A 12,233-nucleotide genomic window follows, 5' to 3' on the forward strand; every position below is an offset into this window, starting at 1 on the left:
GTTTTGGCTTGATGGGCCGGCTGGGGCGACCGGGTGTGATCAGCGCCTGGCCTGGGTCGGCCTTGGCGTGAACAGCTCCAGCTCGATCGCTCCGGCCATGGCCGCGTAGCCGGCGGGAGACGGGTGCAGGTGGTCGCCGGAGTCGTAGGCGGCCAGCAGTTGCTCGGGGCGCGCCGGGTCGCGCATCACCTTGTCGAAGTCGATCACCGCGTCGAAATGCCCCGGCGCGCGGATCCAGGCGTTGACCGCCTGCCGGTCCTGCTCGTTCTGGGCGTCGGGGTGGTAATAGCCCGATTGGCCATACGGCAGGATGGTCGCGCCATAGACCCTGACGCCGTGTTGCCGGGCGCGCAGCACGATCTGCTCGTAGGCCGCGATGATCCGGGCCACCAGGTCCGCGTGCGCTTGCGGCGAAACGGGCTGGTCGCGCGTCAGCGTCCCCAGGTCGTTGACGCCCTCGAGCACGATCAGGTGCCTGACCGCGGTCTGGGCCAGGACGTCGCGATCGAAACGCGCCAGGGCGTTCGGACCCAGGCCGTCCAGGAGCAGGCGATTGCCGCCGATCCCGAGGTTCAGGACGCCAATCCCCCGCGTGCGCGGATCGGCTTGCAGCCGGGAGGCCAGTCCGTCGGTCCAGCGGTTGTTGCCGTTGGTGGTCGTGCCATTACCGTCGGTGATCGAATCGCCGAGCGTGACGATCGACGCGCCGGACGGGCGGGCGACGTCCACGCCGGACAGCTGGTACCAGTGCTGGACGGTCTTGGCGCCCGGCAGGTCCGTCGCGGCGACCTGGTCGCCGCGCGCGATCCACGAGGTGGCGCGAGATCCAGGGTGGCTGGTCTGCTGGGCGGGGGGCGCCTCGAAGCGAATGCTGATCGCCAGGTCCGAGCGCGGCGGGACCGCGACGTCGACCGGGTCGGACAGATAATCGGCGCCGGCCGGGATGGTCACCTCGGCGTGGCCGGAGAAGGTGAGCGCCTTGTCGGTGGCGGGATCGATCTGGGCCGAACCCGGCGCGATCGCGCGCGCGACATGCACCGCCGCCAGACGCAGGGGGGCGACGCCGAAGGCGTTGGAGAGCCGAACGCGGAAGGCGTCGCCGCCGACGCTCAGGCGCACGACCTGGCGCAGCGTCACGTCCGTCAGGTCCTGGTCCGGCAGGGCGTTGCGGGGCTCCGGTATCTGCTGGGCCGACGCCCACGACCCGACCCAGGTGGGGGGCGGAGGGGAAACGACAGGCGCTGCCGGCGCCGGCGTCGCCGCCAGCAGCGCCAGTGCGACCATCCACCCGACCAGGTCGCCGATGCGTCGTTTCATGTCTTCCTCCGCGGGTCTGATTCCAGTTGGCCTTCTTAATGAGACCGGTACCATAAAATGCTTGAGTGGTCAGACCTCGCATTCCATAGTGTCTGGCAACGTCGGCGTCAGGCCGCAAGAGACCGTTTCGCGGTCCATCCAGAGCGGGGAAATCCAGGATGAACAATCGCATCGCCATCACTCGTCGCGGCCTGGGCGTCAGCCTCGCGGCCCTGGCCGCCGCCTCGGCTCCGCTTGCCCGCGCCGCGACCGCCGGCAAGCCGCTCTACAAGGATCCGGCCCAGCCGGTGGAACTGCGGGTCCGCGATCTGCTTTCGCGCATGACCCTGGAGGAGAAGGCGGCTCAGCTGATCGGCATCTGGCTGACCAAGGCCCAGATCCAGACCCCTGACGGCGAATTCTCGCCCGCCAACGCCAGCAAGAACTTCCCCAACGGCCTGGGCCAGGTCTCGCGACCGACCGACCGGCGCGGCGTCAAGCCGCCGACCGTGGTGGGCGCTGCGGCCGGCGCCGAGGCCGACGCCGTGGGGCGCAACGCCCGCGAGACCGCGCGCTACACCAACGCCGCCCAGAAGTGGGCGATGGAGCAAACCCGCCTGGGCATCCCGATGCTGATGCACGACGAGGCCCTGCACGGCTACGTGGCCCGCGACGCCACCAGCTTCCCGCAAGCCATCGCCCTGGCCTCGACCTTCGATCCGGAGCTGGTCGAGAAGAGCTTCGCCGTCGCCGCCCGCGAGATGCGGGCCCGGGGCTCGAACATCGCCTTGGCCCCAGTGGTCGACGTGGCCCGCGACCCGCGCTGGGGCCGCATCGAGGAGACCTATGGCGAGGACCCGCACCTATGCGCCGAGATCGGCCTGGCGGCGATCCGCGGCTTCCAGGGCAAGACCCTGCCGTTGGCCAAGGACAAGGTGTTCGTCACCCTCAAGCACATGACCGGCCACGGCCAGCCCGAGAACGGCACCAATGTCGGCCCGGCCCAGATCGCCGAACGCACCCTGCGCGAGAACTTCTTCCCGCCGTTCGAACGGGCGGTGAAGGAGCTGCCGGTCCGCTCGGTGATGCCGTCCTACAACGAGATCGACGGGGTGCCGTCGCACGCCAACCGTTGGCTGCTGACGGAGGTCCTGCGCGAAGAGTGGGGCTTCAAGGGCGCGACGATGAGCGACTATTTCGCCGTCAAGGAGCTGATCGAGCGCCACAAGCTGACCGACAAACTGGCCGACACCGCCGTGATGGCGATGAACGCCGGGGTCGATGTCGAACTGCCCGACGGCGAGGCCTACGTCCTGCTGCCGCAACTGGTGACGTCCGGCCGCATCCCGCAGGCCGCCGTCGACCAGGCCGTCGAGCGCGTGCTGCGCCTCAAGTTCGAGGGCGGCCTGTTCGAGAACCCCTACGCCGACGAGAAGACGGCCGACGCCAGGACCGCCACGCCGGACGCCGTCGCCCTGGCCCGCGAAGCCGCCCGCAAGGCCGTCGTGCTGTTGAAGAACGACAAGGGCCTGCTGCCGCTCGACGCCGGCAAGATCAAGCGCATGGCCCTGCTGGGCACGCATGCCCGCGACACGCCGATCGGTGGCTACAGCGACGTGCCGCGCCACGTGGTCTCGATCCTCGAGGGGCTGCAGGCCGAGGCCAAGGGCAAGTTCCAGCTGGACTACGCCGAGGCCGTGCGGATCACCGAGAGCCGCTCGTGGTCGGGCGACGCGGTCAAGCTGGTCGATCCGGCCGTCAACGCCAAGCTGATCGCCGAGGCGGTCGAGGTCGCCAGGCAGGCCGACGTCGTCGTCATGGTGCTGGGCGACAACGAGCAGACCAGCCGCGAAGCCTGGGCCGACAACCACCTGGGCGACCGCGACAGCCTCGACCTGGTCGGCCAGCAGAACGACCTGGCCAAGGCGATCTTCGACCTGGGCAAGCCCACCGTGGTTTTCCTGCTCAACGGCCGGCCGCTGTCGGTCAACCTGTTGGCCGAGCGCGCCGACGCCCTGGTCGAAGGCTGGTATCTGGGCCAGGAGACCGGCAACGCCGCCGCCGACATCCTGTTCGGTCGCGCCAACCCCGGCGGCAAGCTGCCGGTCAGCATCGCCCGCGACGTCGGCCAACTGCCGATCTATTACAACCGCAAGCCCACGGCCCGGCGGGGCTATCTGTTCGACGTGACGACGCCGCTCTATTCGTTCGGTTTCGGGCTTTCCTATACCACCTTCGAGGTCTCGGCCCCGCGTCCGGCCAAGGAGGCCATCGGCTCGGGCGAGAGTGTCAAGGTCGAGATTGACGTCACCAACACCGGCAAGGTCGCCGGCGACGAGGTGGTGCAGCTCTACATCCACGACGAGGCGGCTTCGGTTACCCGGCCGGTGCTGGAGCTCAAGCATTTCAGGCGTGTGACCCTGGCCCCCGGGGCGAAGACGACGGTGACGTTCGAGGTCTCGCCGCTGGATCTGTCGCTGTGGAACCTGGAGATGAAGCGCGTGGTGGAGCCCGGCAGGTTCACGCTCCTGGCTGGACCGAACTCGGCGGATCTGAAGCCGGCGACGCTGACCGTTACAGCATAGGCGAGGGACCGGTGTCGCGGCCGGGGACAGGCACATGTGCCTGTCCCCGTTCCGTGCGCGGAGAAGCCCGAAAGGCTCGCCAAAAGGGGAAGCCAGCATGATCCGCACCGCCATCGCCGCCCTGACCCTGGCCGCCCTCCTGGCGACCGGCGTGGCCTTGGCGACGCCCGTCCAAGCCGCCGAGCCCGCCGCCATCGCCGCGACCCCGACCGTCGGCGCCTTCCCACTGGTCACGGGTAACCGCTCTGCCCGCATCGAGACCGACGTCGCCGACTGGCCCGGCGTGCTCCGTGCGGTGGCGGATGTCCGCACCGACCTCGCCAGGCTCTCGACGGACGCCCAGCCGGCCAGGGATGCGCCGCTGGTGATCATCGGCACGATCGGCAGGAGCGACGCCATCGACGCCCTGATCGCCTCGGGCAAGCTGGACGTCAGCGGCGTGACCGGCCAGTGGGAGGCCTTCGTCCAGCAGGTGGTCGACAATCCGCGCCCCGGCGTCGCCCGGGCCCTGGTGATCGCCGGCGCCGACAAGCGGGGCACGATCTTCGGGGCCTACGACCTGATCGAGCGGGCGGGGGTGTCGCCCTGGACCTGGTGGGCCGACGTGTCGGTCCCGGTCAAGGCCGAGGTCTACGTCGCGTCCGGCCGGCGCGTCCAGAAGCCGGCGGTGAAGTACCGGGGGATCTTCCTCAACGACGAGGACCCGGCCCTGTCGGGCTGGGCCAAGGCGACGTTCGGCGGGGTCAACAGCGCCTTCTACGCCAAGGTCTACGAGCTGACGCTGCGCATGAAGGGCAACTTCCTGTGGCCGGCCATGTGGGGCAAGGCGATCTATGACGACGACCCGCTGAGCGCGCCCCTGGCCGACGAATATGGCGTCGTGCTCGGCACCTCCCACCATGAGCCGCTGGGCCGCGCCCATGTCGAGTGGGACCGCTATGGCCAGGGGGCCTGGGACTATTCGAAGAACTCCAAGGCGTTGCGGGACTTCTGGCGCAAGGGCGTCGAGCGGATGGGCTCGAACGAAAGCCTGGTCACTGTCGGCATGCGCGGCGACGGCGACGAGCCGATGAGCGAGGGCACGGCCACGGCGCTGCTGGAGAAGATCGTCGCCGACCAGCGCAGGATCATCGGCGAGGTGACGGGCAAGGATCCGTCCAAGACCCCGCAGGTCTGGGCCCTCTACAAGGAGGTGCAGGACTATTACGACGCCGGCATGCGCGTGCCCGATGACGTCACGCTGCTGTTTTCCGACGACAACTGGGGCGACATCCGGCGGCTTCCGGAACCAGGCAAGACGCGGCCTGGCGGCTACGGCGTCTACTATCACTTCGACTATGTGGGCGGTCCCCGGAACTACAAGTGGCTGAACACCAACCAGGTCGAGCGCACCTGGGAGCAGATGAAGCTGGCCAAGGACTACGGGGCCGACCGGCTGTGGATCGCCAATGTCGGCGACCTCAAGCCGATGGAGCTGCCGATCGAGTTCTTCCTCGACTACGCCTGGGACCCGGACGCCATGCCGGTGGCGAGGATGTCGGCCTACACCCGCGACTGGGCGGCGGCGCAGTTCGGGCCTGAGCACGCGGACGAGATCGCCGCTCTGCTGACCGGCTACACCCGGCTCAACGCGCGCCGGAAGCCTGAGCTGATCGACGGCTCGACCTTCAGTCTGGTCAATTTTCGCGAGGCCGAACGGGTGGAGGCCGAATGGGCCGACCTGGAGCGGCGGGCCGACGCCCTGCGCAAGGTGCTGCCCAGGGACCAGGACGACGCCTTCTTCCAGTTGGTCTGGTATCCTGTAATGGCCAGCGCCAACCACACCCGGCTCTACATCGCCGCCGGTCGCAACGCGCTCTACGCCCAGCAGGGCCGGGCGGCGGCCAATGACCAGGCGGCCAAGGTCAAGGCGCTGTTCAATCGCGACGCCGAGCTGACGCGCCAGTACGACGAGGACCTGGCCGGCGGCAAATGGCGCAAGATGATGAGCCAGACCCACATCGGCTACGCCTCCTGGCAGCAACCGCCGACCAACGTCATTCCGGCGACCAGGGCGGTCGCGGCGACGTCGGGCTTCGGCGTGGCGATCGAGGGACGCGAAGCCGTGGTCGATACCGCGGCTGACCTGCCGCCCCTGGCCCGCGACGGCGTCGCCGGCCGCTGGATCGACGTGTTCAATCGCGGGGTCGCGCCCCAGGTCTTCTCCGCCCGCGCCGCCGAGCCCTGGTTGAAGGTCACGCCCGGTCCAGCCGCCGCCAACGGCGACACGCGGTTGGAGGTCTCGGTCGACTGGAAGGCCGCGCCCGTCGGTGAGCGCCGCGTGCCGGTCACCGTCGCGGACGCCGACGGCAAGACGGTCACGGTCAACGCCGTGGTCGACAACGCGCCGCGCAGGATCGCCAAGGGCGCTTTCGTCGAGGCCGGCGGCCCGCTGGCCATCGAGGCCGAGCACCACGCCCGGGCCGTTTCGAGCGACGGCGTCGCCTGGACGACGATTCCGGCCCTGGGCCGCGCGCTGTCGGGCGTCACGGCCTATCCCTCAACCGCGCCGTCCAGCGCGCCGGGGCAGGGGCCCTATCTGGAGTACGCCGTCGACCTGGCCCAGGCCGGCGACTTCGACCTGCGGGTCGTCGTCGCCCCCAGCCTCGACTTCCGGGGCCAGGCGGGCCTGCGCTACGCCGTCTCGCTGGACGACGCACCGCCGGTGGTCGTCAACCTGCACGCCGGCGAAACCCAGAAGACCTGGGACAAGGCCGTCGCCGACAACGCCCGCGTTCAGCAGGTGCGCCTGACAGCGGCCAAGGCCGGCGCGCACCGCCTGCGGCTATGGCGGGTCGATCCGGGCGTGGTGTTCGAGCGGCTGGTGATCTCGCGAGGAGACTTGCCGGAGAGCTATCTCGGGCCGGTGGAAGGGACGCGGCGCTAGCCCGCCAGACGCCCCAGGGCGGCGGCGATCGCCTGCCAGGCCGGCGAGCCGGACACCGGCACGGCGGTCATCTGGATCAACAGCAGGATCGCGCCGCCGATCAGATAGACCGGATGCGGCCGGCCGCGCGTGCGCCAGTCGTAGACGATCGCCGCGATCACCAGCAGGTCGGCGACCAGCGACGGCGCGATGGAGACGAACACCGGCGGCACGATGACCACGGGCAGGCCGACCGGCGGCGGTGGCGCGTTGGGATCGATCGGCGGCGCCAGCAGGACCATGAACCATCGGGCGATCGGGGCGGGGAGCATCGAAATGGTCATCAGCAGCATCAGCCGCTTGTGGATCTCGGACCGGCGGATGTTGACGATGGCCAGGACGAACACCGGCACGATGAACACCAGCCCGCCCATGCTCACCCAGGCGAAGGCCCGCACGTCGTGGGCCAGGCCGGCGGGTTGTCCGGGCAGCGAGGCCTGGGCGATGCGCATGGAGACGACGGCGGTGACGATGAACACCATCGCGGTGGCGATGGAGACGCCCAGCACGCCCCAGGTGCGGTGGTCCAGCGTGCGTCCGCTGGCCACCAGCCAGGTCTGCATGAAGAAGAAGGCGACCCACGAGAACAGGACGGCCCCGTGGATGTGGACGATCGGCGGCGCGTTGAACTGGCCGTGCACGATCGGGACGAAATAGGTGGGCATGAAGCCCAGGACCGCGATGGCGAAGCAGGCCGCCGCCATCCAGACATAGAACCGCCGAGAGCTGACGCCCTTCGTGCGCGCGGTCATGACGGCTTCGGCCATGGCAACCCCCCGGTCAGCGAGGGGAGGCTAACCCAGATGCCACTGCGTTGCACGCGCTCGTTGTGGCGGCGGGTGGGCGCACGCGCGTCGACGGCTCCTAGATCGCCACCCGCTTGGCGATCGCCGAGCGACGGGCGCTGGTCTCCTGCTTGGCGCGTTGCACCGCCTCGGTCTCGGTGGCGTGCAGCAGATGGTCGATCACCCGCTCCAGGTGGTCGCGCATCGCCTGGCGGGCGGCGGCGGGGTCGCGGGCCTTGAGGGCCTCGAACACCCGGCGGTGCTCGACGATGCGCGGCTCCAGCCCCATGCCGCGGGCCCGGGTCAGGATGTTGCGGGCCAGGGGCGAGCGATTGCGCCACTCCCAGAGGTTCTCGATGGTGGCGATGATCGCCCCATTTCCGGAGGCGCGGGCGATGACCATGTGGAACTCACGGTCGGCGTCCTCGCCCTGGATCTCCTCCTCGCGGGCCATGCGCTCCATCAACGCCTCCAGCTCGAGGATCTGCTCGTCGCTGATGGCGGTGGCGGCCAGGGCCGCGGCCTCGCCCTCGAACAGCCGGCGGGCCTCGATCAGTTCGAAGGCCCCGATTTCGGAGGTCGGCTCGGCGTTGGTCGTGGCGACGGGGCGGACATTGCCGGTGACATAGATGCCCAGGCCGTGGCGGGCCTCGATCATGCCCAGCATTTCCAGGGCGATCATCGCCTCGCGCAGGGTGGGGCGGCTGACGCCGTATTGCTCGGCCAGTTCGCGTTCGGTCGGCAGCCGGTCGCCAAGCTTGTACTGGCCGCTCTCGATGGCCTCGGCGATCGAGTCAGCGATTCTGCGATAGAGTTTGACGTTCTCGGCCATGTGTTTTCGTCAACTTCCCGGCGGCGGCCGAAACCGCCTTTCAGACTCGCGTTAGCATAGCCGACCTGGCCGACGCGGGCTATTTTTGGCGCCGGTCTCCCAAAGCTTGGAGATTGCCTGGGAACGGCGCCGCGACGGCCTCACCAATCGTGCATCGAACCGTCCTCGCGACGGGCGATGGGCAGGTAAGCGCGCTTGTACGGATACTTGGCCGCCTGGGCCTCATCGATGTCCACGCCCAGGCCGACGGCCTCGCCCGGGTGCAGCATGCCGTCGTGGAAACTGTAGGCGTGCGGGAAGACCGCGTCGGTCGCCTCGGTGTGGCGCATGTATTCCTGGATGCCGAAATTGGGAATCGACAGGTCGAAGTGCAGGGCGGCGGCCATGCACACCGGCGACAGGTCGGTGGCGCCGTGGCAGCCGGTGCGCACGTGGTGCAGGTCGGCGAAACTGGCGATCTTGCGCAGGTGGGTGATCCCGCCCGCATGAACGACCGTGGCGCGGATGTAGTCGATCAGCTGCTCCTCGATCAGCTGCTTGCAGTCCCAGACCGAGTTGAAGATTTCGCCCACCGCCAGGGGGGTGGTGGTGTGCTGGCGGATGATCCGGAAGCTGGCCTGGTTCTCGGCGGGGACGGCGTCCTCCATCCAGAACGGGCGATAGGGCTCCAGGTCCTTGCCCAGTCGGCCGGCCTCGATGGGCGTCAGGCGATGGTGGACGTCGTGCAGCAGGTGGACGTCCCAGCCCAGCCTGTCGCGGGCGGCCTCGAACAGCGGGGCGACCGAGCGCAGGTATTTCTCGGTGGACCACAGGCTTTCGGTCGGCAGGTCGCCGTCGGCGGGTTCGTAGAAGAACCGGTCCTTGGAGACGCCGTAGACGCTCTTCAGGCCCGGCACGCCCGACTGCAGGCGGATGGCCTTGTAGCCGTTCTCGGCATAGACGGCGGCGTTGTCGAGGGTCTCCTCGATGGTGGCGCCGTTGGCGTGGCCGTACACCATCACCCCGGTGCGGCAGGCCCCGCCCAGCAGCTGGTAGAGCGGCAGGCCGGCCATCTTGCCCTTGATGTCCCACAGCGCCATGTCGACCGCGGCGATGGCGGCCATGGTCACCGGACCGCGACGCCAGTAGGCGCCCTTGTAGAGGTACTGCCAGATGTCCTCGATCTGGTGGGCGTCGCGGCCGATCAGCATGGGGACGACGTGATCGGTCAGGTAGCTGGCCACCGCCAGTTCGCGGCCGTTCAGCGTCGCGTCGCCCACGCCGTGCACGCCGTCGGTCGTTTCGATCTTCAGGGTGACGAAGTTGCGCCCCGGAGAGGTGACGATGACGCGGGCGGCGGTGATCTTGGGCATTGGACGCTTTCATGAATCCAGTTGAAGCAGGCAGCTGGATGGTAGCGGTATCGATCTAAACCACGGAGGTGGGTTGTCAACCCATTGGTCAGACCAATGATGTCGCGGTGTCTCGACCTTTGATCCCGGGGCGTGTACTGAAAGGTAGCGGTATCACAATTAAGGCTCGTCGCGCGCCTCGCGCCGAACGGTCTAGGGTCGCCAGGGAGAAAATATGCGTTTCATGAGCTTGATCCGAGGCCTCTGCGTGGCCGCCTGCCTGATGTCCGTGGCGTCGGAGGTCCGGGCCGAGGACGGCTATGACCTGTGGCTGCGCTACCGGCCGCTGGCGGCGGCCCAACGCCCGGCGCCGCGCACCATCGCTCCCAGCGCCGACACCCCGACCCTGAAGGTCGCGCGCGCCGAGCTGGAACGCGGCCTGTCGGGCCTGCTGGGCGCGGCCCCGGCCGGCGACGGCGGCGCGACGATCCTGCTGGGCACGCCCTCGGGCTCTCCCGCTGTCGCCGCCCTGGACCTGCCGCTGAAGGGGGCGGGGGAGGAGGGTTTCCTCATTCGAACTGTCGGCAAGACCACGGTGATCGCAGCCAATAGCGACGTCGGCGTGCTGTACGGCGTCTTCCACTATCTGCGCCTGGTCCAGACAGGGCAGGGCGTCGACAAGCTCGACATCCTGTCGGCCCCGAAGGTCAATCATCGCCTGCTGAACCACTGGGACAACCTGGATGGAACGGTCGAGCGCGGCTATGCCGGCGCCTCCCTGTGGGACTGGTGGAAGCTGCCCGACTACAAGGACCCCCGCTATGTCGACTACGCCCGCGCCAACGCCTCGATCGGCGTCAACGGCACGGTGCTCAACAACGTCAACGCCAAGGCCGACAGCCTGACCGCGCCCTATATCGCCAAGGCCGCCGCCCTGGCCGACGTGTTCCGGCCCTACGGGATCAAGGTCTATCTTTCGGCCCGGTTCTCGGCCCCGATCGAGATCGGCGGGCTGAAGACCGCCGACCCGACCGACCCGGCGGTGCGCGCCTTCTGGAAGGCCAAGGCCGACGAGATCTACAAGGCCATCCCCGACTTCGGCGGCTTCCTGGTCAAGGCCAATTCCGAAGGCCAGCCGGGTCCGCAGGACTATGGCCGCACCCATGTGGACGGAGCCAACATGCTGGCCGACGCGGTGGGGCCGCACGGCGGGATCGTGATGTGGCGGGCCTTCGTCTATTCGCACGAGCAGCCCGACGATCGCGCCAAGCAGGGCTATAGCGAGTTCAAGCCGTTCGACGGCCAGTTCCGCGACAACGTCATCGTCCAGGTCAAGAACGGGGCGATCGACTTCCAGCCGCGCGAGCCGTTCCACCCGCTGTTCGGGGCCATGCCCAGGACGGCGCTGGGCATGGAGTTCCAGATCACCAAGGAATATCTCGGTTTCGCCACCCACCTGGTCTATCTGGGCCCGCTCTACGAGGAGACTTTGAAAGCCGACACCTACGCCAGAGGGCCCGGTTCGACCGTGGCCAAGGTGGTGGACGGGGCGCTGAACGGCCACCGCCTGACCCTGATGGCGGGCGTGGCCAACATCGGCGCCGACCGCAACTGGAGCGGCTCGCAGTTCGACCAGGCCAACTGGTACGTCTTCGGGCGCCTGGCCTGGGACCCCGAGGACTCGACCCGCGAGATCGCCGCCGACTGGGCGAAGATGACCTTCTCGACCGACCCGCGCTTCGTCGCGCCGGTGGTGGCGATGATGATGGGCTCGCGCGAGGCGGCGGTGGACTACATGACCCCGCTGGGCCTGCACCACCAGATGGGCCGCAGTCACCACTATGGCCCGGGTCCGTGGGTGACAGGCGGGCCGCGCGCCGACTGGACCAGCGTCTATTACGCCAAGGCCGGCCCCGACGGGATCGGCTTCGACCGCACCGCCACCGGCAGCAACGCCGTGGCCCAGTACGCCCCCGTGGTGGCCAAGCGGTTCTCGGACCTCAAGACGGTCGATGAGAAGGACCTGCTGTGGTTCCACCATCTGTCCTGGGACTACCGCCTGAAGTCGGGCGCGAGCCTGTGGGACGGCCTGGTCGCCCACTATTCGCGCGGCGTGGCCACGGTGGACGGCATGGGCGAGACCTGGGCGGGCCTGTCGCCCTATGTCGATCCCGAGCGCCATGCCCAGGTGGCCGACTTCCTGGGCATCCAGAAGACCGAGGCCCAGTGGTGGCGCGACGCCTCGATCGCCTATTTCCAGTCGTTCTCGAAGCGCCCGCTGCCGGCCGGGGAGGCGGCGCCGGCTCATTCGTTGGAGTACTATGAGGGCCTGAGCTTCCCCTACGCTCCGGGGATTTGAGGGCTGGACTCCAAGGTCCTCCCCCTGTGGGGGAGGCGGCCGAAGGCCGGTGGGGGGGGGGTTTGGGGTCCTTGATCCGG

7 protein-coding genes are annotated in these 12,233 nt (G+C 69.0%); 3 read left to right on the forward strand and 4 right to left on the reverse strand.

Annotation, left to right across the window (positions count from 1 at the left end):
- Nucleotides 1-39 precede the first annotated feature (39 nt).
- Nucleotides 40-1,317, reverse strand: coding sequence for an SGNH/GDSL hydrolase family protein (locus tag PMI01_RS22050; RefSeq protein ID WP_007674442.1), 1,278 nt, complete (start codon nt 1,315-1,317; stop codon nt 40-42).
- 158 nt (nt 1,318-1,475) lie between these two features.
- Here PMI01_RS22050 and PMI01_RS22055 point away from each other — a divergent pair, with 158 nt between their 5' ends.
- The gene (locus PMI01_RS22055) at nt 1,476-3,881 is read left to right on the forward strand and encodes a glycoside hydrolase family 3 N-terminal domain-containing protein (RefSeq protein WP_007674444.1); all 2,406 of its coding nucleotides are present in this window, start codon (nt 1,476-1,478) and stop codon (nt 3,879-3,881) included.
- Nucleotides 3,882-3,978: 97 nt separating this feature from the next.
- Nucleotides 3,979-6,807: a glycosyl hydrolase 115 family protein gene (locus PMI01_RS22060; RefSeq protein ID WP_007674445.1), complete on the forward strand. Its 2,829-nt coding sequence runs from the start codon at nt 3,979-3,981 to the stop codon at nt 6,805-6,807.
- Here the strand turns inward: PMI01_RS22060 and PMI01_RS22065 are convergent.
- From PMI01_RS22065 to manD, 3 genes are all read right to left on the reverse strand, one after another.
- Nucleotides 6,804-7,613 (reverse strand): hypothetical protein, encoded by an 810-nt coding sequence (locus PMI01_RS22065; RefSeq protein ID WP_007674446.1) that lies wholly within the window; start codon nt 7,611-7,613, stop codon nt 6,804-6,806. The two genes, PMI01_RS22060 and PMI01_RS22065, sit on opposite strands and share 4 nt — an antisense overlap.
- Before the next feature lie 97 nt (nt 7,614-7,710).
- Nucleotides 7,711-8,463 (reverse strand): FadR/GntR family transcriptional regulator, encoded by a 753-nt coding sequence (locus PMI01_RS22070; protein WP_007674447.1) that lies wholly within the window; start codon nt 8,461-8,463, stop codon nt 7,711-7,713.
- 140 nt (nt 8,464-8,603) lie between these two features.
- Nucleotides 8,604-9,815, reverse strand: a complete 1,212-nt coding sequence (gene manD, locus PMI01_RS22075) for a D-mannonate dehydratase ManD (RefSeq protein WP_007674448.1) — start codon at nt 9,813-9,815, stop codon at nt 8,604-8,606.
- Nucleotides 9,816-10,077: 262 nt separating this feature from the next.
- Here manD and PMI01_RS22080 point away from each other — a divergent pair, with 262 nt between their 5' ends.
- Nucleotides 10,078-12,153 (forward strand): alpha-glucuronidase family glycosyl hydrolase, encoded by a 2,076-nt coding sequence (locus PMI01_RS22080; RefSeq protein ID WP_369744214.1) that lies wholly within the window; start codon nt 10,078-10,080, stop codon nt 12,151-12,153.
- The last annotated feature ends 80 nt before the right edge of the window (nt 12,154-12,233 follow it).

It is taken from the genome of Caulobacter sp. AP07 (assembly GCF_000281955.1).
Taxonomy (GTDB): domain Bacteria; phylum Pseudomonadota; class Alphaproteobacteria; order Caulobacterales; family Caulobacteraceae; genus Caulobacter.